At 36.8% G+C, this 26,864-nt stretch carries 20 protein-coding genes; 10 read left to right on the top strand and 10 right to left on the bottom strand.

Going from position 1 to position 26,864, the window contains the following annotated elements:
• Positions 1 to 144 precede the first annotated feature (144 nt).
• Positions 145 to 1,254 carry a mechanosensitive ion channel family protein gene (locus NYQ66_RS18830; protein ID WP_259871732.1) on the top strand — a complete coding sequence of 370 codons (1,110 nt, stop codon included), beginning with the start codon at positions 145 to 147 and terminating at the stop codon, positions 1,252 to 1,254.
• 41 nt (positions 1,255 to 1,295) lie between these two features.
• Here the strand turns inward: NYQ66_RS18830 and NYQ66_RS18835 are convergent, their stop codons facing one another.
• From NYQ66_RS18835 to NYQ66_RS18865, 7 genes are all read right to left on the bottom strand, one after another.
• Positions 1,296 to 1,679 (bottom strand): SpoIIAA family protein, encoded by a 384-nt coding sequence (locus tag NYQ66_RS18835; RefSeq protein ID WP_259871734.1) that lies wholly within the window; start codon positions 1,677 to 1,679, stop codon positions 1,296 to 1,298.
• A gap of 588 nt (positions 1,680 to 2,267) precedes the next feature.
• Positions 2,268 to 2,981 (bottom strand): trehalose operon repressor, encoded by a 714-nt coding sequence (treR, locus tag NYQ66_RS18840; RefSeq protein ID WP_259871736.1) that lies wholly within the window; start codon positions 2,979 to 2,981, stop codon positions 2,268 to 2,270.
• Positions 2,982 to 2,996: 15 nt separating this feature from the next.
• Positions 2,997 to 4,673, bottom strand: coding sequence for an alpha,alpha-phosphotrehalase (gene treC / locus NYQ66_RS18845; protein ID WP_259871737.1), 1,677 nt, complete (start codon positions 4,671 to 4,673; stop codon positions 2,997 to 2,999).
• Between the two features lie 68 nt (positions 4,674 to 4,741).
• Positions 4,742 to 6,178: a PTS system trehalose-specific EIIBC component gene (gene treP / locus NYQ66_RS18850; protein ID WP_259871739.1), complete on the bottom strand. Its 1,437-nt coding sequence runs from the start codon at positions 6,176 to 6,178 to the stop codon at positions 4,742 to 4,744.
• Positions 6,179 to 6,446: 268 nt separating this feature from the next.
• Positions 6,447 to 6,782 (bottom strand): hypothetical protein, encoded by a 336-nt coding sequence (locus NYQ66_RS18855; protein WP_259871740.1) that lies wholly within the window; start codon positions 6,780 to 6,782, stop codon positions 6,447 to 6,449.
• 216 nt (positions 6,783 to 6,998) lie between these two features.
• Positions 6,999 to 7,172 (bottom strand): aspartyl-phosphate phosphatase Spo0E family protein, encoded by a 174-nt coding sequence (locus NYQ66_RS18860; RefSeq protein ID WP_259871741.1) that lies wholly within the window; start codon positions 7,170 to 7,172, stop codon positions 6,999 to 7,001.
• A gap of 257 nt (positions 7,173 to 7,429) precedes the next feature.
• A complete protein-coding gene (locus NYQ66_RS18865; RefSeq protein ID WP_259871742.1) occupies positions 7,430 to 8,044 on the bottom strand; it encodes a YpjP family protein in 615 nt (204 codons plus the stop codon).
• Between the two features lie 265 nt (positions 8,045 to 8,309).
• Between NYQ66_RS18865 and NYQ66_RS18870 the strand changes: the two genes are divergently transcribed.
• Positions 8,310 to 8,789, top strand: a complete 480-nt coding sequence (locus tag NYQ66_RS18870; RefSeq protein ID WP_259871743.1) for a flavodoxin domain-containing protein — start codon at positions 8,310 to 8,312, stop codon at positions 8,787 to 8,789.
• A 201-nt stretch (positions 8,790 to 8,990) separates the two neighbouring features.
• Positions 8,991 to 10,625: an L-lactate permease gene (locus NYQ66_RS18875; protein ID WP_259871744.1), complete on the top strand. Its 1,635-nt coding sequence runs from the start codon at positions 8,991 to 8,993 to the stop codon at positions 10,623 to 10,625.
• A 52-nt stretch (positions 10,626 to 10,677) separates the two neighbouring features.
• Here NYQ66_RS18875 and NYQ66_RS18880 read toward each other — a convergent pair whose 3' ends face one another.
• Positions 10,678 to 12,417, bottom strand: a complete 1,740-nt coding sequence (locus NYQ66_RS18880; RefSeq protein WP_259871745.1) for a methyl-accepting chemotaxis protein — start codon at positions 12,415 to 12,417, stop codon at positions 10,678 to 10,680.
• A 339-nt stretch (positions 12,418 to 12,756) separates the two neighbouring features.
• On the opposite strand from NYQ66_RS18880, the gene NYQ66_RS18885 reads away from it, so the two are divergent.
• The 5 genes from NYQ66_RS18885 (at position 12,757) to NYQ66_RS18905 (ending at position 21,205) form a co-directional block, all read left to right on the top strand.
• Positions 12,757 to 15,420, top strand: coding sequence for a putative bifunctional diguanylate cyclase/phosphodiesterase (locus NYQ66_RS18885; RefSeq protein WP_259871747.1), 2,664 nt, complete (start codon positions 12,757 to 12,759; stop codon positions 15,418 to 15,420).
• Positions 15,417 to 16,748, top strand: coding sequence for an ABC transporter substrate-binding protein (locus NYQ66_RS18890; protein WP_259871749.1), 1,332 nt, complete (start codon positions 15,417 to 15,419; stop codon positions 16,746 to 16,748). Before NYQ66_RS18885 ends, NYQ66_RS18890 begins: the two co-directional genes overlap by 4 nt.
• Before the next feature lie 128 nt (positions 16,749 to 16,876).
• Positions 16,877 to 18,175: an alkaline phosphatase family protein gene (locus NYQ66_RS18895; RefSeq protein WP_259871751.1), complete on the top strand. Its 1,299-nt coding sequence runs from the start codon at positions 16,877 to 16,879 to the stop codon at positions 18,173 to 18,175.
• Between the two features lie 83 nt (positions 18,176 to 18,258).
• On the top strand, positions 18,259 to 19,551 hold the full coding sequence (locus NYQ66_RS18900) for an MFS transporter (RefSeq protein ID WP_259871768.1): 1,293 nt from the start codon (positions 18,259 to 18,261) through the stop codon (positions 19,549 to 19,551).
• Positions 19,552 to 19,747: 196 nt separating this feature from the next.
• Complete coding sequence (locus NYQ66_RS18905; protein ID WP_259871753.1) at positions 19,748 to 21,205, top strand: NAD(P)-binding domain-containing protein; 1,458 nt, start codon at positions 19,748 to 19,750, stop codon at positions 21,203 to 21,205.
• Positions 21,206 to 21,278: 73 nt separating this feature from the next.
• On the opposite strand, the gene NYQ66_RS18910 is transcribed toward NYQ66_RS18905, so the two are convergent.
• Positions 21,279 to 23,633, bottom strand: coding sequence for an FdhF/YdeP family oxidoreductase (locus NYQ66_RS18910; protein WP_259871755.1), 2,355 nt, complete (start codon positions 23,631 to 23,633; stop codon positions 21,279 to 21,281).
• A gap of 124 nt (positions 23,634 to 23,757) precedes the next feature.
• Positions 23,758 to 24,117 (bottom strand): DUF2294 domain-containing protein, encoded by a 360-nt coding sequence (locus tag NYQ66_RS18915; RefSeq protein WP_259871757.1) that lies wholly within the window; start codon positions 24,115 to 24,117, stop codon positions 23,758 to 23,760.
• Between the two features lie 405 nt (positions 24,118 to 24,522).
• Between NYQ66_RS18915 and fdhD the strand changes: the two genes are divergently transcribed.
• Both fdhD and NYQ66_RS18925 read left to right on the top strand, forming a co-directional pair.
• On the top strand, positions 24,523 to 25,314 hold the full coding sequence (gene fdhD / locus NYQ66_RS18920; RefSeq protein ID WP_259871759.1) for a formate dehydrogenase accessory sulfurtransferase FdhD: 792 nt from the start codon (positions 24,523 to 24,525) through the stop codon (positions 25,312 to 25,314).
• A gap of 136 nt (positions 25,315 to 25,450) precedes the next feature.
• Entirely contained in the window at positions 25,451 to 26,437 is a 987-nt protein-coding gene (locus tag NYQ66_RS18925; RefSeq protein WP_259871760.1) for a glycoside hydrolase family 43 protein, read from the top strand.
• Positions 26,438 to 26,864: the final 427 nt, after the last annotated feature.

Below are 26,864 nucleotides of genomic sequence, written 5' to 3' on the forward strand. Positions count from 1 at the left end.
GGAACGGATGATACAAGTATTCTAGTATCATCCATTTCTTATTTTCATCATGTTCCCGACCTAACTTGCATATACCAAGGTATGGTGATAACGTTTATATATAAAGAAACACAAAATACATATAGATAGGTGAGGCTATAAGAAATGAATCAAATCATAGAGATTTTGGCAGATTACTTCCATAATTATGAATGGCTAAAATCTGCTTCTATATTTTTTATTGTTGTGCTTTCCATCCTTCTGATCCGGTGGTTACTTGGTTTACTCATAAAGAACATGAAAAAACATAACAACCCCATTATCAGTGAAAGTGAAACAGCATTAATCTCCTTATTAAACTGGGTAACTATATATGGTATTCTAATTTTTATTCTCTTTTATTTCTTTAATTCTAAATGGATTAAAAGCGAGATCGCATCCATCGGCTCTGTAACAATTTCTCCTTTTTTAATCATTGTTGCGATTCTTATTATCACTTTTGCAAATCGAGCCTCCAAAACGATTACCAAGTATCTTTTGCCGAGAGTGTACGGTAGATACCAACTTGATAGAGGCGTACAATTTACCTTCAATCGCATGTTTCATTATAGCATTATGGTTCTCGCTTTTATTATTAGTATTTCCACAGTTGGCATTGACTTGAGTGCGTTAACTGTATTTGCGGGGGTAGTTGGTGTCGGAATAGGTTTCGGCCTTCAAAATATAGCATCTAACTTTATATCAGGGATTATTATCCTATTTGAGCGACCAATTAAAGTAGGAGACCGCGTTATCGTTAACGATATTATTGGTGATGTTGAAAAAATAAATATGCGTGCCACTGTGATTAAATCCATTAATAACGAGCATATTATTGTACCTAACTCCTATTTTCTTGAAGAACATGTGGTGAACAGATCCTATAGCGATCCAACGATGCGCCTTACCATACCAATCGGAGTTGCTTATGGCTCAGATGTAGAGAAAGTAAGAGATTTACTCCTCCAAGTTGCAAAGGATGAGGCGGAAATTTCTCCGTCGATGTTATTAGATCCAGAGCCATTTGTTAACTTTGTCGGTTTTGGAGATTCTTCCTTAGACTTCGAACTGTTTGTTTGGATCTCTAATCCAAATGAGATAATCGTAACGAAAAGTAATATTAATTTTCGGATTAACAACACCTTACATGAACACAATATAGAAATACCATTTCCACAAAGAGATCTTCATATCAGAAGCATCGATAATGATACAATTAGAAGTTTAAAGAACTAAAAAAAGCATTTCAAACCTTTTTGGTTTGAAATGCTTTTTTCTTATGATACTGGTTGTTCGGCCTTAGTAAGAAATTCTAGAGCTTCTTCCGTCGAAGTGAAGTGGTGCTCATTATCATGACTAGACTCTTTCGCTGTTCTCCTAAGCTGCAATTTCGCTATCGCACTACTTACCACCACTGCTGCTCTATTCATTCCTTTTTCTATAGCCCAAGCCTGATGCTTCACTAATTCTTGTTGTGTTTCTGGTACTAATACAGTTATATCTCTCATATCGACTAATACATCGAAGCTAGTCCAACTTAATTCAGAAAGTGTGTTTTCTATTTTTTGGTTTGCTTGTTCGACATCTTCAACCGAAACTTTGCCACTCCATTCAATTCCTAAAATATTCTTGGTTTTATCGATCACTTTAATATTATGCATATGTATTTCCTCCTATTTTGTATAGTAATTGTATAACTTTTGTACACATTATATACCATATAGTTTAAAAAGCAAAGACTTTTGACCTAAAAAGTTATACAAAATTGCTATTGAGGTGAAATTGGCTGATTTTTGATTCGCATTTGATACAAAATGCGAAGTAACTTTCCCACCCGCTCCTCGAGTGAAATTGCTTCAAAATTATGATACAAGCATTTATCTAGTAGCGTATTAAACCATATTTCAATCTCGCAATGTTTTTAACCTTTAAGATGTCTGCTAAAACAGTAGCAAAATTATCTAAAAGAATCAGTGAATAGTAAGCCAAAACAGTGGAGACAGAATACGAAGACTCCTGCGGGAACAGCGCGAGCCGAAGATCCACTCAGGAACGCACTTTGTGACTGAGTTAGCTGAGGCCGTGCCCGCGGAAAGCGAAGTATTCTGCCGGAACGGCGTTGCAACACATCACTATTTCTATGACTTGAAATTATTACTACGTAGTTTATAAAGATAAAGATACAAACACTTTCCTCAAAAAACGCAAAAAAATAGAGAAACACGATAAGTGTTCCTCCATCTATCTCTTTATTGGTTTCTACGAGCAAAATCCACAAATCGAAACTTATCTGGTCTATGTCTAGATTCCGTGTACTGAAACAGGCTTGCATCATCTAGATATACATAATTCTTTATGATCACAATCGCACTAAACCCTTCAAGGTCCAATAATTCGCGATCTTCTTCTGTTGGTTGATCTACAGTTATTTCTTTCTTTGCAAAACTAATCATCAGATTCAACTCATTCTCCACATATGCATAAATCGAGTCTTGGCATATTTCATCTGTTAACGTTGGTACAAAACTATTATTTAAATAGTCCTTGTCTAAGATGACTTTCTTTCCTCCAATAACCCTTGTTCGAATCACTTCCCACACTTTATCTTTACTCGACGTATTCAACTGTTGCCGTATATAGGTTGTGGGTTGGATTAGTTCCAACTTATTTACAATCGTTTCTGGTTTTTTCTCCATTTTATCTGCCAGTTCTTTGAAGCTAACTAGCCCAGAAACCGGAAAATCCAATTTACTTCTTTCAATAATTATCGACCCTTTACCCCGCACCTTCTGGATATACCCATTTTGAGATAATAGGTTTAAAGACTTACGAATTGTTTCCCTTGAAGTATCATATCGATCCTTTAACTCATGTTCAGAAGGGAGATAGGAGCCCGACTCCATTTCTCCCTTTTCAATTTGCTCTACTAGCTCATTATAAATAACAATATATTTATTATTCATGACGGTATCTCCAATTTACTTTTTTAGATAGTAAACAATGGACTCATACGGACGCAGTTTTCCGCCTAGTTCTTTTGTAACATCTGGATAATTTGATATAAGGACTTCCTTTACTGATTCCTTGTTTACGTGACTAGGTAACTGATACGTCGTGTCTTTTCCATAAAAATTATTTAAGACCAATAATTTTTCATTTCCATCGTTTCGTATATAAGCAAAAATATCATCATGATCTTCTAAAATCAACTCAAAGTCTCCAGTTGTTATAATGTCATAGTCTTTTCTCAGGCGATTTAACTTCTGATAATGGTAAAATATAGAGTCTTTATCGGCTAGCGCCTTTTTAGCGTTAATGTCTTTATAATTGTCTGGGACAGGAATCCATGGCGTGCTAGAAGTAAATCCTGCATTTTTTGAATCATCCCATTGAACTGGAGTCCTTGAATTATCTCTTGATTTTTGCTTTAAAATGTCTAAAATCTCCTGTTCTGTCATCCCTTCAGCTTTTTTCATTTTGAACATATTTAATGATTCCACATCACGGTAATCATCAATAGCCTCAAACTTAGGATTCGTCATCCCAAACTCTTCACCTTGGTAGATGTACGGCGTTCCTTGCATCATATGAATCGTAGTTGCCAACATTTTTGCCGACTCTTTATGAAAGTTTTCGTCATCTCCAAATCGAGATACAATTCTCGGTTGGTCATGGTTACACCAAAATAGCGCATTCCAACCTCCACCTTTGTGCATCTCGACTTGCCAAGTTGAAAGTATCTTTTTCAATGCATGTAAATCGAATGGAGCCTTTGTCCACTTCTCCCCATTAGGATAATCCACCTTCAAATGATGGAAATTAAAAGTCATATCCAGTTCTTTTCGTTCTGGGTTTGTATATTTGATACAATGATCAATTGTTGTCGATGACATTTCACCAACGGTCATGATGTCATATTTTGAAAACACTTCTTCATTCATCTCACGAAAGAACTCATGTACACGAGGTCCATCCGTATAGAATTTACGTCCATCACCTGGTGGTACCGAACCATCGTCATCCGGGAAATTCTGATCTTTTGATATTAAGTTAATAACGTCTAATCGGAATCCATCAACACCTTTATCGAGCCAATATTCCATCATGCGGTAGACAGCATCTCTTACGGCTTCATTCTCCCAATTTAAATCGGCTTGTGTCACATCGAATAAGTGTAAGTAATATTGACCAGTTGTTTCATCATATTCCCAAGCTGATCCACCAAATTTCGATTTCCAATTGGTTGGCACATCTCCGTCTTTCCCATCTTTCCAAATATAAAAATCTCGATACGGATTATCTTTGGATGACATCGATTTGTGGAACCATTCATGCTCTGTTGAGGTATGATTCACAACGATATCCATAATAATTTTTAAATCACGCTTATGTGCCTCATCCAACAAACGATCAAAATCTTCCATGGTACCGTATTGTTCATAAATACTGAAATAATCACTAATATCATAGCCGTTATCTCGTTGAGGAGAATCGTATATTGGTGTTAACCATAGCACATCTACACCTAACTCTTTTAGGTAGTCTAGTTTTTCAATGATTCCCTCTATGTCTCCAATACCGTTTCCAGTCGTATCATTAAAGCTCTTCGGATAGATTTGATATACTACTGCTTTTTTCCACCATGGTTGACTCATACATACACCTTCCTAATCTTATAGTGAAAATAGCAACCGGTAATTTCCCGGTTGCTATCTAAATTAATTTATTTCCCTAAACGCTTATATGCATTTACACCCATTTTTGTTTTAGCAAGAGCAAACGTTAATAAAATTGGTACAACGATCGCTACTGCCATGGCGATGAAGAAGATTATCCAATCTTGGAATTGGATGGATAGAAATCCTGGTACCCCACCAACACCAATCGAATTAGCCATTACACCGCCACCTACGGAAATCACCGCTGCAATAGCAGAACCAATCATTGCCGCCAAGAAAGGAAACACATATTTCAAGTTTATACCAAACATTGCTGGTTCTGTTACACCCAGCCAACATGAAATCCATGCCGGTACGGAAACTTGCTTTTCTTTTTCATCCTTCTTATTTAACATAATCATAGCAAGAACTGCTGAACCTTGTGCAATATTTGATAATGCGATCATCGGCCATAGGTTCGTTCCATCAAACTCACTCATCAACTGTAGATCTATAGCATTGGTCATATGGTGTAGTCCGGTAATTACGAGCGGTGCATAAGCAAAACCAAAGATAGCAGCAAATAACCATCCAAAAGTGGATGTTAAGCTAGTATAAACTACTTCTGAGATCCAATCACCGATTACCCAACCAATTGGTCCTAACACGACGTGTGCGATTAGTACTGCCGGAATAAGTGCAAAAAACGGAACGAAGATCATAGAAATTACATTAGGAATAACCTTACGTAACCAAATTTCTAAGTAAGAAAGTACAAAACCTGCTAAGATTGCTGGAATCACTTGTGCTTGATAACCTATCATTTCAACTGTTGCAAATCCAAAATCCCATACTGGTATTTCATCCGCCGTTGCGACTCCATACGCATTCAATAACTGCGGAGAAACAAGTGTAATACCTAATACAATACCAAGAATTTGGGTTGTGCCCATTTTTCTTGCAATTGCCCACGTTATACCTACCGGTAGGAAGTGGAAGATGGCTTCACCAATTAGCCATAGAAATGCATGTACACCTGCCCAAAACTGAGAAACTTCAACAAGAGTTTGCTCATTATCCGGACCCGCCATTCCAATCTCACCAATAACATTTCTAAAACCTAAGATTAAACCACCAACAACTAGCGCTGGTATTAACGGCGTGAAAATATCAGCTAAATGAGAAATCAAGCGTTGAACAATATTCATGTTTTGTTTTGCAGCTTGTTTTGCTTCATCTTTAGATGTATCACCTACACCCGCGATCTTTGTAAACTCGTTATAAAACGTTGATACCTCATTACCAATGATTACTTGAAATTGACCAGCATTTGTAAAAGTACCTTTTACAATATCAATCTCTTCTGCTTTCTTCGCATCTGCCTTGTTCGGATCGTTTAATACAAAACGCATTCTTGTTGCACAATGCGTAACGACCGAAATATTTTCACTTCCACCAACTAATTCAAGCAATTCTTTTGCTGAATTTGTGTATTTTCCCATCCTGCTTTCCCCTTTCTTCATTGAAAGTATTAAGAGTAGTTTGCTACTTTTCTTATACGTTATACAACTACGAATTATTAACCACCTTGTATATACAAGTTCTGATTGCGTTTTCATTATAACTTGTACATACAAGGTGGTCAACAATAAATCAACAAAATTATGTCGATTAATTTTCATTACTTAAAACAGTATACCTAGAGCTCCTCACCTAATTCCAAGTAAAAAAATAAGACACTTGAAAATTCTCAAGTGCCTCTCTTTATATTTATTCTAATGCTGATTTGTGGATATGCGCTCCCGCTTCATTTAGGATAGCCATAGCATCCTTTACTTCATCTTCTGGCACTTCGAATTGGGCCAACTGCCGATGTACAACTTCTTCACCTTCAGAATCATCATCCTTAAGAATACCAGCACCACCCGCAGGCACAGAAGCAGACGCTCCATTAGGAACTAATGGGGCTGGTACTAACATCTCTAAATCTGTGTCTCCAGGCATTTCCTCTGCAGTATAATTTTTTATATTTAACTTATGAAGTTTGGCGTGCGCTGTTTCCAAGTCATCTTCTGATTTAAAATAGGCTACTATTTTTTTATCCATTGAACAACACTCCTTTTCGCTTTATATATAATTTACCCACTATTTTCATTCGTAAACGAACGTTACATTCCTTGGTGATCAAGGTTACTTATATAATTTAATTTACGCTTAAAAATTATGCATAAAAACAGGGCAATCCATAATGGACGGCCCTAAATACTATGTTTAAAGTTTATAAAATACGATAATACGCAATATATACCCTTATATATAAAATTAAACTGCTAAAAACGTAAATTTTTCTCTGTTTCCCTCATACATGTTTAGTAGCTGATCAAGCTCTTGACTACATCTTATTGTTTCTTTACTTGTTAACCCCTCTGTTAGCCCTACTTTGATCATTTCATTTCTTTTACTACTAATCTTTGTTAATAATATTTGATTGTTCACCTTCTCAACCTCTTCTTTCATATTCATTTACTATAAGATATTATGATCATTTTCTTACAAGATTGAAACACTTTCTACAAAGAAAGTCAGAAAAAGTTTTTATGTGACTTTTAACGACATTTGAGATCGAAAAGTGTCCGACGGTATCCAATTAAATTCATGTCATAGCAAATGATTATCCAAGTCACACCATGTCTAGTAACAAAAATCAAATAACAAAGACCACGATGAAAGCTATCGTGGTCTTAAGAACTGACTTATGACATCCACTTCGGTGGAGTGTTTTTATCCCAATAGATCTCACCAATCGTGTGGTGCTCTTCATAATTATCTTCGCTTAGATGGTAATGGAAATTAAACCAATATCCTTCTTGTGGTCGCTTATCTCTTCTAACATGAAATCTAGCAATATCTGTTTTTGTTTGATAATTTATGATATTAAAAATTTGCTCGCCATATCCTTGCGTAGGTTGTTCTGTTATTTCATAAAAATACAAACCTGATTCTTCCGCATCCGATAGAACTGTTCTAATAACTGACTCCATAGCTGGTAAGACAACCGATGTAAATTCATCTTCTATTTGATCCATAATTCTTGGGCCTAGCTTTGTTACCGTTTGCCCTTTTGCTTGTTCTATTATTCCGTCAACGATCGTTTCATTCGTCGGAAGGACTACCTCTGTTTGAACGCTTACCTCAGAATCAATATTACTATCTTCATTTGGAGTAGAGCTTTCATCCAATAGACCTTCATCAGCATTAAACACTTCTTTACTTTCTGCGTTTGCATTTAGATAAATTGGTGGTATATACAAGCCTAAGGTCATGAACGCGATTAATATTACAAATAGTTTTCTTAAGACTAGTTTCACTTATAAGCTCCCCCCTTTTGTAAGCAATTACATAAATTTTAACACGTAATTAAAAATTGTCTATATATCTAATAGAATTTAACCCAATTGTAATATATTCTAAATAAGTAATTTAACAGTTGAATTGTGTCCAAGCCTTTCGATATATTCCTTATATTTGTATTATTTGTGAAACATTGAACATTTTAGTGTTAATCTCATGGAGAAGTATTAAAATAGGAGTAAGAAAGACTTGTTAATTACGTTGTGAGAGGAGGATAATTATATGAAAACCGTCATACTTTATACAACCAAATACGGTGCCGTTGAGCAATCTGCTTTTAAATTAAAGGAACTTCTACCAGAACCCACTATTTTGTTTAACCTCAACAAGGAATACCCTACATCACTTGAAGAATACGACAGAGTCATCATAGGCGGCTCCATTTATATGGGACAAATCCAAAGAAAGTTAATACAATACATCAATGAACACCTATCTACCTTATTGTCAAAGCAAGTGGGCATGTTTATCTGTGCAGGACACCCAGATGCTGATGTAGTTGCCAGCGAATTACAAGGTGCGTTTCCTCTAGCGTTATATAACCATGCCAAAGTGAAAGATTCGTTTGGCCATATTTATGATTTCGAAAAACTTAACTTCATTGATACATTTATCACAAAAAAAATTGTTGGTATTTCAAAGAGTGAGACAAAGCTACTCGATGATAAAATAAATAGTTTTGTAACTTCTCTTGTGGGTTAATGATGAGAGGCACATACAATTTTAATGATGACAAATGAAACAAGGGCAGGAAACTATGCCTTTTCCCCTCCATTTTTCATACTAATTAACTCACTTAGTTAAATAAGTTTATCAGGATTGCAGGATGATCATTTCATTTCGCGAATAGTGTACATGTATAACTTCTATTTTTTTATATACGCTAAGATAAGGGTGAAAAAAATGAACATACTTGAGTTTTTGACAGCTTTAACTCCAGTTCTATCCGTATTTATCTTTCTAGTTATTTTACGAATGCCTGCAACAAAAGCAATGCCAATTAGTTTGTTATTAACAGCTATATTAGCCCTACTCGTTTGGAAAATTCCTTTTATTCAAGTTGCCGCAGCATCCATTGAGGGGATTATCATTGCCATCTCCATATTATGGATCGTTTTTGGAGCTATTCTATTACTAAATACACTGGCCAATAGTGGGGCGCTAGATTCGATACGAAATGGGTTTTCACAAATATCAACTGATCGAAGAGTACAACTAATTATTATCGCTTGGCTCTTTGGTTCCTTTATTGAAGGTGCTGCTGGTTTTGGGACACCGGCAGCAATTGGGGCTCCACTTTTGGTAGCCTTAGGATTTCCACCATTAGCCGCCGTGTCATTAGCCTTAATCGCTGACAGTTCCGCTGTATCATTCGGCGCCGTTGGTACTCCAATGATTGTAGGGGTGAAGCAAGGGCTAAATGAAGGAGCAACTTTAGCGGAGAGTGTACAAACTAACTTGGGAAACCAGTCCATTAATGATTACTTACAAGAAATAGCTAGTACAGCTGTATTCATTGACTTATTTATAGGTACATTTATTCCAGTTATTTTGGTAGCGATGTTAACGCGCTTTTTTGGAGAGAATCGTTCATGGAAAGAAGGACTTGAGATTTTTCCTTTTGCCGTGTTTGCCGGATTAAGTTTTACAGTTCCTGCTTTCATTGTAGCTACATTCTTAGGACCTGAATTCCCATCTATTATTGGGGGGTTAGTTGGTTTAGCAATTGTTGTACCAGCTGCCAAGAAAGGTTTTCTACTTCCAAAAAAAGCATGGGATTTCAAACATGAAAGTATAAAAGAGGTGGATGTAAGTCTAGAAAAGAACATGCCACTGTGGCTTGCCTGGTTACCTTACTTGCTTGTTGCGCTATTTTTAGTGTTGACACGACTAGATGTACTACCGATAAAAGATTTACTTCGTTCCGTGCAAGTAGGATGGGGATCCATATTAGGAACAGAAATCAGTACTTATTTCGAACCATTTTATTTACCTGGAACCATCTTTGTTGTTGTGATTTTACTTACAATTATTCTTCATAAGATGAGTGGGGCTAAAGTGAAATCAACTTTCATCACTTCCTCCAAAACCATGATTGGCAGTGTCATTGCTCTTAGTACTGCTGTCCCAATGGTTCGAATCTTTATTAACTCCGGAATTAATGGATCTGACTTAATGAGCATGCCAATGGAACTTGCTACATTTGTAGCTGCTAAAGTTGGCGAAGGTTGGCCATTTGTTGCACCAATAATTGGAGCGCTTGGCTCCTTCATTTCAGGCAGTGCTACATTTAGTAACATGATGTTCTCTTTGTTTCAATTTAGTATAGCAGATCAAATTGATGCCTCTCCTGAAATAATTCTCGCCTTGCAGGTACTAGGATCTAATTCCGGGAATATGATTTGTGTGTTAAATGTTGTAGCCGCAGCTTCCGTTGTTAACTTAGTTGGTAAGGAAGGTTCCATCATCCGGATGACGTTAGGTCCAATGATCTTCTATGCTTTATTGGCAGGAATAATTGGCTTTATATTGTTATAGTCACATGAATAAAAAACGAGGGTACCGCTTTGCTGTGGTACACCTCGTATTTTTATTCAATCTTGAATTTTTTCGTAATAGAAGAAAGTGACTTGGATAGGTGATGCAATTTTAAGCCTAATTCATTTGTGCTTTTCATCTGCGTGATTTGATGCTCGCTTGCCTCGAGCATTTGTTCTGTACTTGCTAGTGTTTCTTGTGAAACAGACGATAGTTGATCTGTTGTCGATTCGAGTTGTGGTAATATATCTTCAAAATACTTTAATTCTGTTTCTAATCCATCTAGGTTACCACTAACACCAGCTATTTCAACCATAAGGTTATCGAAAGAATGCTTAGATTCATTGGCTATATCCACATTCGTTTTTATTTTCGCTTGCATCTGTATAAATTCCTTCGTGGCCTTTGAAGTCATCTTTTCCATGTTTGTAATTGATTCGGATATCTCCTCTGTTACATTGCTCGATTGTTCCGCAAGCTTTCTAACTTCTGTGGCAACTACAGCAAAACCTTTTCCCGCCTCGCCAGCACGGGCAGCTTCAATAGAAGCATTAAGCGCTAAAAGTTTTGTTTGCTCTGCCATACCTCTTACTAACCCAACTAAATTTGTTATGGATGAAGAATAATCTTTTACTTGTTGAATGGTATTTGCTAAATGTTCAAATTCATCTTTGGCTTTCTGATTCATGCTTATTAGCTCACTTATATGCGCTTCACCAGTCCTTGCCGATTGGTTCATTTTTGTAGAACTGTTAGATACATTATGCATTACATTCAGCATAACCTCTACCTTTTGCTTCATGGACCTATAACTCGTTTCACTTTGCTCTGAACTACTTGCTGTTTGTTCCGCACCTGTTTTAACTATATTTATACTCGCTATTAATTGGTGACTAGAAATAAGTGAGTTCTCAGATGAAAACTTTAACTCATCCCCCGTACCATCTAACTCCTCTGTTGTATCTTTTATCTCCCGAAGCATGCTTTTCATTTGCGAGATCATTGCATTGTAACTTTTCGTTAATGACTGTATTTCAGGTATAGTCGTCTTAACTGATACGGAATCTTGAATACTTCCATCACGCACTTCCCTCATTGTATAGCGCAATTTATTAAGTGGTTTGGTCACTGATCTAATAAAGAATATAATCACAGTTGTGCCTAATAAAATACTAATTAAGATTACCACTACTGTAAAGAAGCCTAATTCATGCACACCACCCATGTATGTTTTGGTTGGTATTAGTAAAGCGTAAATACCATTGATTTCATCCATTTCTTGAAAGGATATCGTATAACGCTCTCCATTTATTTCATGATGAAGCACACCACTTTTGGTTTCTATCATTCTATTAACTACTTCATCCGATAATTTTGGCAATTTATCCTCACTTACCTGAAATGGGATTACTCTGTTTTCCTTGATGTAAAAAAATTCAGATTCAATCCCATCCGATTCAAGCTTTGATTGTTGCGTTCGTACATTGGCTCCTAATTCCTGCATGAAATATGCTTCATCACTTACATACACAAACTTCAAGTTATCTGCTATGTATCCCATTAATTCTACTTCTCTATTAATTCGATCTTCAATCGTATTAATTGTCATGTCTTTCGCTTTTACATAGGAACTTAGACCTATTACGACAACTGATACAACCAATAAGGAAAGAAATAATATAGACACCCGGGTTCCTAGGTTCAATTTTTGCATGGTCGTTTGATAAAAGTTATTTTGTTTACCATCCAGATCGAGATTCTGCCTCACCTTGTTATGCAATGATTTTTTCATAGATAGTACCTCCGAGATAAACTTTTTTCAGCTTCGTGATTCATTATACCTAACTAATATTAAGCTACTGTTAAGTTTTCTCGACGGGTTTACCAGCATGGACAAAATCTTGTTAAAGATAAGTAGATTTTCATTATAAATATAGTCTATTTACCCATATTTTCTTTTCTATTTTTTAGAAAAAGTATATAATTAGAAGTACCTTATGAATTTGTAGAAATTTGTCATACATTCGTATATATACTAGTCGAAATATATCAAAAGCCAGTGGACAACGTTGGGGTAAATATAGCTTCAACTGCTATTAGTCACATTTGTTGCTTGGAAGGGGTAAAGGCAGTGAGTAAAAAGAAACTTACATACATGCATCTATTCATATTAATCAGTTTACTATCCCTTACATTTTTAACAATAATGTATCCGGTTACACTACCTCTAGGGATTACAATCTCTCTGACTAGTATATTTTCCCTATTAACTTTACTTTTATTTAAACCATCTATAGGTATACCGGCGATTATTTTCGTTCATTTCATTAGCTTAGTTCGATTTCAAGCACCTATTGAAATCGTACTTCCATTAGCAGAAATCTTTTTTATTTCTATCATGATTTATTATGTGAAGACGAAGAGACATTTTGTCTTTTGGGGCGTTATATTTTGGATTTTTATCGGCACACCCTTATCTTTATGGATTTATTATAGCTACTATGATTTAAGCTTTGAAAATGTGTTACTATTTTCCCTTTCAAAAGACCTTTTTAACGGCGTACTGAATTTCCTTATCGCTGATATGCTTATAGCTTATATTCCATTTAAAAGGTTGTTAGGTAATCACCCCTATCAAAGCGTAACAATTAAACGCCTTTTATTACATTTGTCAATAACAGCTATGGTTGTTCCATTTATTATTTTTGTAAGTGTAAATAGCTATCAATCTATCGGATCGATGGAAGACACCGTGATTCAAACAGCTGAAAATCAGTTAAGCGAAGTAAAACAAACGCTTTTACAGTGGAGTGAAGAGGATCAGAATAAACTAGTCCTCTATGATATTATCCAACTTGGGCGTTTGGATGAACGTTTAAAGCAAACATCTACTACAGATGGTGCACATATCACCATCACTACGAAAAGCGGGCTGACATTAGGTACAACCGATCAAACGGTTCAAACGAAAGAGCCGTTTATTTGGAGAGAAACGAATAATGTAATTCAGAAAAATGAGCTATACCAAGTAATTTCGACAGACAGTTCCCTGGACATTATCAATTGGCAAAAGGGGACTTATACGTACACCAATACAATAGATGAAACCGGCCTAGAGATGATTATACAAATTCCTATCGGGATTTATCAAAAACAGTTTATTGGTGATTTTCTTAATCAATTTATTTTCCTACTATTTTTTATTCTTGCGGCGATTTTTTTCACCTTTAGTATGCAAAAAATCTTAGTTAATACATTAAATAAATTAACGGACGTGACTACTGGACTGCCTCAAAAAATAAATGATCATGAACAAATAGAGTGGCCACAGAGTTCCATCCAAGAGATAAGTGCTTTAGTTAATAACTTTAAAAAGACGTCGGTAACACTTCGACAAATGTTTGATGAAACACAAATTGTGAACACACAACTTAAATTAAAAACAGAAAAATTGACGGAATCACAAGTTATGCTGAATGAGTTGGCATTCTTTGACCCGTTGACAAATTTACCAAATCGTCAAAACTTCCAGGATTCACTTACAAGCATGATCCAGAAAGCTAAGCAAGAGGAAAAGGAACTGGCGATATTATTTCTAGATGTAAATCAGTTTAAGCAGATTAATGATACCTTAGGTCATTTAGCTGGGGATGAATTACTAAAAGAAATTGCTTCTGAATTAAAGAGCTTAATTACCGACTCTATTCAAGTCTATCGATTAGGTGGAGATGAATTTGTTATATTGGTTTATGACTTGGCTAGCAATAATAGTTTAGAGGCATTAAGCGACCACCTTGTACAAATCTTTAATGTTCCTTTTTCCATACAAGGTTCCATTTTACATATAAGTAGTAGCATTGGTATTAGTATCTATCCAAAAGACGGAACGACAAAGGATACATTAATTCAAAATGCCGATATAGCTATGTATTGTAGTAAACAAGAGTCAGGTACAACCATACGTTATTTTGAAGAACATTTACGAGATAATTTTACCGAACAAGTGCATCTCACCAATGAAATTAGGAAAGCTATTGCCGAAAATGAATTTGAACTCTATTATCAACCAAAGGTGTCTACAGAACAGAATGAGATTACTAGTCTAGAGGCCTTAATCAGATGGAATACAGTGAACGGTAGTATTTCTCCGTTACACTTCATCCCGATTGCTGAACAGAGTAACCTTATAAAAGATATAGACAAATGGGTTATCATGGAAGCATGTATGCAAAACAAGAAGTGGCAAGAGCAGGGCCATAAGAAAGTGCCTGTTTCTGTTAATATATCTGCCAAACACTTTGATGATGAGCAGTTAATAGAGATCGTAAGGCATGCTTTAAAAACATCAAATTTAGAAGGGAAATACCTACAAATAGAATTAACTGAAAATGTGTTTATCAATAATTTTGATAAAGCATCGATGATCATGCAAGAGTTAAAAAAGTTAGACGTGCTGTTCTCAATCGATGACTTTGGTAAAGGCTATTCTTCCTTAAACCATTTAATCCATTTACCAATCGATGAAGTGAAACTAGATAAATCATTTATTAGTAATATAGATAAAGAAATTAAAAAAGCAGAAGTCGTTAAATTAGTAATCGATTCTGCCCACACATTAGGATTTACCGTTGTTGCGGAAGGTGTTGAATATACTTGTGAGCTTAATCTTCTAAAGACACTTGGTTGTGATGAAGTACAAGGATTCCTTTTTAGCAAACCATTACCAAGCGAGGATCTTCACACTCTTTTCAATGCACAAAGCCTAATGTATAAGTTAGGGGGACATATAGAATGAGAAAAAAGACATTTCTACTAATCATGTCATTGTTTCTCTTCTTCCTGCTTGTCGGATGTAATCCTAACAATGACCGTGCGACTGATGAAAGCCCAGAAGACGAAACAGGAGTAAAAGAAAACAATAGCGAGAATACAGAAATAGAAATCTGGACTTTTTATAGAGGTTTAGAACCTATAATTAGCCGTTTTCATATGTTGCATCCAACCATTAAAGTGAATGTCACTTATTTTGATGGAATTCAGGATTATCATTTAAAATATTTAGAAGCGCTTGCGAATAATTCAGGGCCTGATCTTTTTGTTATTGACAACAGACATTTTGGAACTTTTACTACAAATGATAGTTTTGATAATTTGTTAGATGAACCTTATCAGGTAGAAGCATATCGAGATCGCTTCTCAGACTCCTTATGGCAGCTTGGATATAATTATGATCAATCAAAATTAGTTGGCATTCCTTTTGAAACTTCACCTTTAGTTACGTATTATCGTGCAGATGTGATGGACGCATACGGATTCCCTTCTGAACCAGAAGCATTAGCCACATTCATGGAAGACCCAGACAATTGGCTAGAAATTGCACGCACCTTAAAACAAGATAATAAATTTATTATTCAATGGCAATTAGAACCGTTAGAATTAGTTGAATCTACGCAAGGAATTTTTGATGAAAACTATGCATTTATGCGAAATAAAGACGCATTCAGACAAATGATTGACCGGATTAAAGTTGCTCGTGACGAAGGATTAATGTCTTATACTTCTATTTGGGACCCACCAGGACAGGAAGATTTAAGGAATAATCAGATTGCAATGGTGTACTTAGGAACATGGGGGGCACAAAACCTTAAACAGTGGGTTCCTGAGCAAGAGGATTTATGGAGAGCGACTCGGTTACCGTTCGGCCTTAATGGATGGAGTAATAGCTCGATGATCTCGGTTAATTCTCAAAGCGAGCATAAAGAGGAAGCTTGGAAGTTCCTAGAATACTATGTTTTTAAGCGTGAGTTAGTCAACGTTAGCCAAACGTACTCCGGGTCATTGCCACTTAGACAACCACCTGGCGTTAATGATTATAGCAATCCTTTCCTAGCTGGACAAAATGATCAAATTCTTTACTATCAATTAATGGACGAGCTAAAAATACCATTTACAACACCACTTGATTTACAAGCAGATAAAATTTGGAACGATACGATCTATCAAGGAATTGAATCGAATTTTAATACTGATCTAATGATGAGCAATGTAGAGAAAAATATTCAAAAAGAGTTAGGAAAAGAAATTGAAATCATAAAGGAAAGTCTCGATAAAGAACCGAATTAACTCACTTCTAAGCGAACCATCACAATACAAACTTGTGGTGGTTTTGTTATAGAGATAGCTTCGAGGGCTAGTCTACTATTCAACAATGATGCATACATTGACTATAAATGATAGATGGAGGTTTCTAAATGCGACTAACTGATCACTTAATTGTAATTTCTTTCGATTGTCTATCATCACTAGATTTTCAGATGCTAGAACAACTCCCTAATTTTAAAGAGCTTCTAAGAAATGGATCATACTGCAAGCAAGTAGAAACGATCTATCCATCCGTTACTTATCCTTGTCATACTTCTATTATCACCGGAAAATTCCCGAACCGTCACGGGGTTGTAAATAACACTTTTTTACAGCCAGGGGCAATATCACCTGATTGGTATTGGCACCGGAAGCACATCAAGGGAACTACACTGTATGATGAAGCGAAAAAGGCAGGATTACGTACCGCCGCACTATTATGGCCGGTCACAGCTAAAGCGAATATTGATTATAATATGCCTGAGATATTCGCTAATCGAAACTGGCACCACCAAGTAGCAGTATCCCTTTCAAACGGAAGCTTGCGTTATCAACTGGATATGAATCGTAAGTTTGGCAAAACGCGTAAAGGGTTACAACAACCAGAACTTGATGACTTCGTATTAGCGTCTACAGTTGAAACAATTATCAAAAAGCAGCCTAATCTTTTACTCGTTCATTTCACAGATTTAGATACAAAACGGCATTACCATGGCTTCTCTTCTAAAGAAGCTATACAAGCAATACATCGACATGACCAAAGACTTGGTGAGATTATTGGGGCACTAAAGCAAGCGGGTATGTATGAAAAATCTACGATCGTTGCACTAGGCGACCATAGTGCGCTTGATGAGTCTTCTGTAATCAAACCTAATATACTTTTAAGAGAAAAGGGACTCCTGACGATTGATGATCAAGAAAGGATAACGGATTGGAAGGCTTATTGTAAAAGCTGTGATGGTTCCGCTTATGTTTATGTGAAAGATCCGACTGATGCAGAAACAAAGCGCATAGTTCATGAGATATTTAAAGGTATCCAAGGGGAAAGTGGGATAGAAAGCATCTTAACAGGAATGGAAGCTGCTTTAAAAGGAGCAGATGGTTCTGCATTTCTCATGTTAGAAGCAAAGCAAGGCTATTACTTTAAAGAATATGCCACTGGTACCTATATAGAAGAAATATCGCCCGATGATGTACAAGCAGGCCGATATACGTATGCAAGCCATGGCTATTCACCTGATAAAAAGGATTATACAACTATTTTCATGGCAACTGGGAGAGGAATTAAGCCTCACATTAACCTAAATTCCATGCACCTCGTTGATGAAGGTCCAACATTTGCAAAATTACTCGGTGTGGATCTAGGTGCAACAGATGGTCGGATTGTTGAGGAATTGTTAAATTTGTAAACGCTTTATTAATTTTTGTCACCTCAAGGTATTTACTCTAGTTATCTAGTAAAATAAAGATACCGTCTAATAGGAGGCTATAAATCATGAAAAAATTCACAAAGCCAGAAAAAGGGTGGATGTACTATGATTGGGCAAATTCTGCCTATTCTATCATTATCACAACTGCTGTCTTTCCAATCTTCTATAAGTCAGCGGCAACGAATGCCGGCATAAGTAATGCTGATTCCACCGCTTACTTAGGTTATACGATCTCAATCTTTACATTTATTCTAGCTATGTTAGGCCCCATTCTAGGTACAATTGCTGATTACCAAGGATACAAAAAGAAATTCTTCACCTTCTTCTTTGCGCTTGGTATCTCCGCGACTGCACTACTTGCTTTTGTCCCTAGTGATAACTGGCTACTTTTACTTGTTTGCTATACATTTGCCGCCTTAGGATCGACAGGAGCCAACGTTTTCTATGATGCTTTCTTAGTAGATATAACGTCAGAGAAGCGAATGAATAGGATCTCCGCTCGTGGGTATGGATTAGGATACATCGGTAGTACCATTCCATTCTTAATTTCCATTGCTATTATCGTGTTAGCCCAACAAGAGATACTCCCGATTACAGCTACAATAGCAAGTAAAATTGCCTTCATTATCACAGCACTATGGTGGGGAATATTTGCTATTCCTATGTTTATTCATGTGAAACAAATGCATTATATCGAACGGGAACCGAAAATTATTGTTAGTAGTTTTAAACGCCTTGGCACTACATTTAAGGAAATTAAGAAGTATAAAGCTTTATTTATATTCCTCATCGCATACTTTTTCTATATTGATGGTGTAGGAACAATTATTTCCATGTCAACTTCCTATGGGACAGATTTAGGAATAGGTGCAACAGATCTCCTTATTGTATTATTTGCTACACAAGTAGTTGCCGCACCTTTCGCCATGTTTTATGGTAGGTTGGCTGAGCGCTTCACAGGAAAGATAATGCTTTACGTAGGGATCTTCATCTATATCATTGTCTGTATATATGCTTTCTTCTTAGATTCAGTCTTAGACTTTTGGATTTTAGCAATGTTAGTCGCAACATCACAAGGTGGTATCCAAGCATTAAGTCGTTCTTATTTTGCAAAGCTAGTTCCAAAGAAAAATGCCAATGAGTTTTTTGGTTTCTATAACATATTTGGTAAATTTGCAGCGATTATGGGTCCATTATTAATGGGCGTCATGACGCAAGTGACTGGAAATTCAGGTGCTGGCGTACTTAGTTTAGTCGTTTTATTTGTTATCGGGATTGTAGTACTATATTTTGTTCCAGAACCATCAAAGACCACAAAACTAGAGTTAGATGATTCAATCGATTCCTCTGTTTAAAACAGGTTCTCTTGACACTCATTTTTCATGGGTGTCTTTTTTTTGGCAAATATGAACAATGGATATATATTTTTTTAGATATGTTACACATACGAACCAACCGAAGAAAATGATAAAATGTATCTAAGTAACATTTAGTGTTAGTAAAGTTAACGCGTTGTAATTGGCACAGGCAATATTGGAGGAGTGAATGACCGTGAGCATAAAAGATTTAAATGAACGCGTAAAAACCGATCTATCTTACTTAGCATATGGAGGAACCGATTGGGTTGCAACCACACATCACCCCGAGGGCCATGTTTATGATGTGGTGGTCATAGGTGGAGGTCAAAGTGGACTTGGTGCTGCATTCGGTCTTTTACGTGAACGAATATCAAACATTCTGATCCTTGATGAGAATCCAGAAGGGTATGAAGGACCATGGGAAACATATGCCCGGATGGTGACTTTACGAACACCAAAGCATTTAACTTCGGTCGACCTTGGTGTACCATCTTTAACTTTTCGTTCATGGTGGGAAGCACAATTCGGGAAAGAAGGATGGGAAGAAATAGATAAGATACCAAGAGGCGATTGGATGCGTTATTTACGTTGGTATCGTAACATACTTGATTTACCTGTAATCAATGAAACGAAGTTAGAACTTATTGAACCGATTGAAAAAGGGTTACACCGCTTGCATTTAGCCGGTGAAAAAGCTCCAGCTAATTCTATACTTACGCGTAAAGTCATCCTTGCAACAGGAATCCAAGGAGGCGGAGAATGGCATGTACCTTCTATGATTTCAACGAAACTACCAAGAGATGTTTACGCCCATACTTCCGAACCTATTCCTTTTCATTCCCTTAAAAACAAAAAAGTCGCCATATTAGGAGGGGGTGCATCCGCCTTTGATAACGCTAACTTTGCATTAACAGAAGGGGTAGCTGAAGCACATGTGTTTGTCCGGAGAAAGGAATTGCCACGGGTTAACCCTATCCGCCAAATGGAAAGCTCAGGAATGATTGAACGATTCCATGCTCTTTCTGATCACGAGAAATATACGGTAATCGCTCATTTCTTTAAGTTAAACCAGCCACCTACGAACGATACGTATAATCGCGCATCCTCATGGAATGGATTTCAACTACATTTAGGATCACCATGGCTTGATGTACAGAAAACAAATAGTGGTGCTCTCGTTTCCACACCACAAGGGGATTTCGAGTTTGATTACCTAATCATTAGTACAGGACTACGAACAGATCCCGGACTACGAACTGAATTAAGGCTTGTAGAAAAATACATTAAACGCTGGAGCGATCAATACTCCGCATCAAAGGAAATTCAAAACCCTTTATTAGATGCTCATCCATACCTCGGAAATGGCTTTAAATTTTTAAGCCGTGATCGTGTGGGAGCTAGTCACCTACATGGCATATTTGCTTTCAACTATTCTGCCTTAATTAGTTGTGGTATTTCTGCTTCCGCTCTTTCCGGTATGCGCTTCGGTATTCCTAAACTTATAACTGAAGTAGCTGATCAACTTTTTCTTGATAATCGTGAAGCTATTTTAAACAGTTATTTTACTTATAATGAAATAGAATTTACTGGTCAGTGGCTTAATAAAGAAAAGGAAGCAACTAATAATTCAGATAAAAATAAAATATCTTAACAGCAGAAAACCTGCTTCATCGACTTTGGATCTTAGACATGAAGCAGGTTCTCTTTTTTTAGTGCACAATCTTCTACACTTCCATCTCTAAATCTTCCACTCTTTTTTCTACATAATCTATATCTTTTCTTGCGTGGTATCGTTCTGCCTTTTCAACTTTTACTGCTACACTATATTGCGGTATCCCAGATGGCCCATCATATATACCTTTTGGAATAAGGAAGTTTCCTTCTGGGAAGTGCAGACCAACATTCCCTTGTGTAATTTCAGCGTAATGGGCAATACCCTGGAAAGTTCCATGCTGGTTATACACGACAATCGGTTCACCATTTGCGATATTTAATTTATTTGCATCAGCTTGATGGATTAAAACATCATACCTACCTGCAGCATTAAAAGGATCTGTATCTTTATAAACCATGGAGTTAAACTGTTTGCCACGACGGGTTGTTATATAGAAAGTACCTTCAGGCTTTTCGAGAGATGGAATATCAATCGGAATTAAGTTTCCTCTTCCATCCGGAGTAGGACAAACGCCACCCTCGCATAACCAAGCACCACCCCATTGGAATACATCACCTTGCTCCTTCAAATGTTGAATTCCATCATAATCTCTGTTCGCTACAGCTATTTCATTGCGAATTGCTTGTGCATCCTTGAAATCGACGAGATGGGCCGTGTCTGGCTTCACTCTTTTTGCAAGGTCTATATATATTTTCCATTCCGAACGGGCCTCTGGTACTTCTTGTTTATTTCCACTAATTTCTGGTGAGAAATATACCATCCGCTCTGTAGAAGTGGACGTACCTCCACCCTCTTGTTCATACCGTGTTTTTGCAGGTAAGACAATCACCGCTTCTTTCGCGTCTACTAATGTGGAAGTATTAAAAATGATGTCCTGGTGAACTCGGATGTCTACATTTGCTAAAGCTTCCTCAATAAAATCTGGATTTGGCATTGTTTCTAGAAAATTACCGCCACTCATGTAATAGAGCTTTAGCTTTCGTTCATTTTCTTCAGCGAGCATGGCATTTTCTAGTGATACACCTACAATATCTCCTTGCCATTTTGGTAATTCGAAATCCCAAACTTGTTCAATTCTCCTTACGTTTTCTTCGTCCCACCCACCACCAGGTAGTACAAATGGATCCGCACCCATCTCACCAGTTCCTTGTACACTAGAGTGTCCCCGGAATGGCATTAGCCCTGCGTATTTTCGACCAAGGTGACCACGAAGTAATGCAAGGTTGGCAACCTGTGAAATATTATCCGTCGCAAAGGAATGCATCGTTAATCCTAACGCCCATGCATAGACAGCATTTTTACTTTTTGCTAGAAGCTCCGCTAATTCTATAATTCTTTTTTTTGTTATGCCTGAAGATTGGATAATTTCATCCCAAGATAGTTGCATTACCATGTCGTGAAGCGCTTCATAGTCGTTTACATGTTCTTGAACAAAATCATGGTTGATTGCAGACCCATATGCTTGTTGTTCCATTTCAAACCAATGTTTCATAATTCCGTGCATAAAAGCGATATCCCCACCAATATTGACCTGATAAAAATCATCAGCAACCTTTGTACCAAAAAGTGCAGATTCTGCATTGGATGGTACCCAATACTTATCCATGGCCGGCTCTTTGTATGGATTTATCATAATAATCTTTGTTCCTTTTTTCTTTGCGGCAAGCATATACTTGGTTGAAACTGGTGAACTATTCGATGCTACAGATCCCCAAAATAACAATACATCCGTTCCAATCCAGTCTTGATAATTCGAACTACTAGCACCAATACCAACTGATCGCTTTAATGCTGTTTTTGACGGCGAATGGCAAATGCGAGACGCATTATCAATATGATTCGTTCCTAAAAACCTAGCAACTTTTGCAGCCACATAGTAGCATTCATTTGTTACCCCTCTAGATGTTAAATAAAATCCATATTGTTTTGGATCTAGCTTTTTCATCTTTTCTCCAATCATATTCATCGCATCATCCCAACTGATTCTAGAGAATTTATTTTCTCCTTTTCTTCGAATCAGAGGATACGGTACTCTACCTAACTTTCGCAATTCCTTACTACTATACTTTTTCAACTCATTAATATCTGCATGAATAAACTCTTCTTTCATGGCAGGCATTGTACTTAACCGCAATACATTTAACCGAGTTGTACAGAGATGCGGGCCCTTTAACGTCTGGTCTTGGAGGCCCGATACACCTAATGCACAACCATCACATACGCCTTTCGTCAAAATGTTTTTAGCGTAATTAAGATTGTCTTTGTTTTCCCACATGATTTTCATCGTATCTCTAATATGCTTTGGTTTTACCTTTCCTAGTCCGAATGGGATCGGACTAACCCAGTGTTCAGGTGCTGGTTTTTTAGACATTTTTATTGGGCCTTGATGTTTTGTTTCTCCCATGATATTCACTCCTCCTGAATCTTTCGTTTTCTGATATAAAACAAAAACCACCGTAGTATTTTCCACTTGGAAATAAGTACGGTGGTTAGTCTTTAGCAGGATCACTACCAAGTGCCAAACCTAATTATTTACTAAACTTTTTTTCAATGTCTTGATCAAATACAAAAATGGACATTCCAAAATCTCGATCAAGATCAATATCAACAAACAAATCTATATAATTACATTCCAGAAATTCTTCCATCTGAACCGGACGATTTTTCCGGTACATTTCTTTGACCATTTCTGTTCGAGCAGAGCGTAGTACTTGTTTACCTTCTTCCGCACCAGCTATGAATCTTTCAACTGGCGATAGGTTTCCCTCCATCTCACAGATCGCCCAATTTTTACAGAATGTGGTTGTTACTTTACTTGGACCTTTACCCATATGTTTTTTTCGATAAGAACGGACGAGATTGCTAAATTCTGCTTCATACTTATTCATGGGCTCCTCCTGGTTCACTCATTAATCATTTAGCTATATTTTACCACAAGTCGGAGGATAGATTGCGAGCTTCACGGCGAGGTCAAAAGCGTCAACTATAAGGATAGAAGGATTCTTAGTAAAACATATAATTAACAGTTGTAAATAGCAGGTTCGCTACTATTATTACAACGGTAAACGTTGTTTTTACATTGTAATCAGATATAAACGGACGACAGGATCACTATCTCACGTTCAAATTTGTTACAATTATATGAACTTTTAAAAATCATAGCATGAAAACGCTTTATATATCAACTCCTTTTAAAAGAATTCTAGAAAAAGAGAATAGGAAACTCCTTGTCAATTATAATAGATTATGATTATATGATGTATAAATGGATCGATACGTAGGGTGGTGTAACTATGGTGCAACACATGAGTCTAAGACAACCTGTAATGAGATATGAAAATAAGGAGTTAGTTGAAATAGATGATGAAATCGTTTTGGAGTTTCCAATAACTATTCATGTAAATGGTGAAGAGTTTGCTACAATGGTTTGCACACCAACCCATTTAGATGAACTAATCATTGGTTTCTTAGCTTCAGAAGGATTAATCTTCTTCAAAGATGATATTACAGATCTTCAAATTGATGAGCATGCCGGACATGCACATGTCAACTTAAAATCCAAAGCACCAACCAATCAACAATTCTATTCCAAACGCTTGATCGGATCTTGTTGTGGAAAAAGTAGACAGTTTTACTTTCAAAATGATGCAAGAACTGCCAAGACATCGATGTCGACTTCAAAAATTCATGCAGAAGCGTGCATACAATTAATGAATCAATTGCAAGATAACAGTATTGTCTTTAAACATACAGGAGGTGTGCATAACGCCGCTCTTTGTACCACATCTAATTTGATTGTGGATCGAGCAGATATTGGTAGACATAATGCATTAGATAAGATCTATGGATACTGTATGATGAATAAGATACCTGCTCGCAATAATGTCATTGTATTCAGTGGCAGAATTTCCTCAGAAGTGCTTTTAAAAGCAGCAAAAATTGGAGTAGGAATTGTGTTATCTAAATCCGCTCCAACAGACCTTGCTATTGAATTAGCTGATGATCTTAATATTACTACAGTAGGATTTATCCGTGGTGAATCGTTCAATGTTTATTCACATCCTGAACGAATCATAAATACGTAATTATCTTAATAATCCCTGAAGTGAAGCGTTATTTTGGAGATTCATTGTATAGTATGGTCAACTGTACATTACCATACATGATTGATATAATAAGAAATAGTTCGATTTTAATACTATGTATAAAGGAGAAAATGAAATGGCAAATAATCCGAAACAAAACGAACCTATCGTTAAGCACATTTACACGGCGGATCCATCTGCGCACGTATTTGAAGGAAAACTATACATATATCCTTCTCATGACTTAGATCATGATGAACCTTCCAATGACAATGGTGACCAATATAAGATGGAAGATTACCATGTTTTATCTATGGATGACGTTAACTCTCCAGTTGTAGACCACGGGGAAGCGCTTCACATGAAAGATGTTCCATGGGTAAAGAAACAAATGTGGGCTCCAGATGCAGCATACAAAAACGGTAAATACTATTTATTCTTTCCAGCAAGAGATAAAGACGATATCTTCCGAATTGGTGTAGCTGTAGGGGATAACCCAGCTGGTCCTTTCACACCGGAAGAAAACTATATTCCAGGAAGCTTCAGTATCGACCCTGCTGTTTACATTGATGAAGATGATAAGGCATACATGTACTTCGGCGGCCTTTGGGGCGGTCAATTAGAAAAATGGCAAACAGGTGAATTCAAAGATGATGCAGAAGGTCCAGATCCATCTGCACCTGCATTAGGACCAATTGTTGCGGAAATGAGTGACGATTTACTAACATTCAAGAGTGATCCAAAAGAAATTTCTATCGTAGATGAGGATGGTAATCCAATCCTTGCTGGTGATGAAGAAAGAAGATTTTTCGAAGGTCCTTGGATGCATAAGTACAATGGTAAATATTATTTCTCTTACTCAACTGGTACTACGCATTCAATCGTATATGCTGTTGGTGACGATCCTCAAGGACCATTTACTTATAAAGGTAAAATTCTTGAGCCAGTAATTGGTTGGACAACACACCACTCCATCGTAGAATTCCAAGGTAAATGGTACTTATTCTACCATGATTGTGAAATGTCTGATGGTGTAAACCACAAGCGTAGTGTTAAATTCACTGAAATTAAGTATAACGAAGATGGTACGATCCAAACAATCAAGCCATATGGTGATAAATAATATTTTATCTGGACTGCGGTTAACCTAGGTTAACCGCAGTTTTTTTGAATATTTTTTTCAAGGAAAGTATTTGAATAAAGTCAGTTATAGCTAGCACTCCTATTCAGGGTTCTTGAAATCATCAACATTCATCATTTAATAAACGGACATTTGTTCCGCTACTTCTCATTCTAAACCATTCGTCTTTGTAATTCTGACTCATAATCGGCTTCGGGCTTTCTTCTTGTCCAAATACTAACCTGATTCTGACTTGTGGCGGCTTTCGGGCACTTTTCCTGTCCGAATACCACTCTAATTCTGACTTGCAATCGGCTCCGGGCACTTTTCCTGTCCGAATACCACTCTAATTCTGACTTGCAATCGGCTTCGGGCACTTTTCCTGTCCGAATACCACTCTAATTCTGACTTGCAATCGGCTTCGGGCACT

The sequence above is a fragment of the Aquibacillus koreensis genome (assembly GCF_025154055.1).
Classification (GTDB): Bacteria; Bacillota; Bacilli; order Bacillales; family Amphibacillaceae; genus Aquibacillus_C; species Aquibacillus_C koreensis.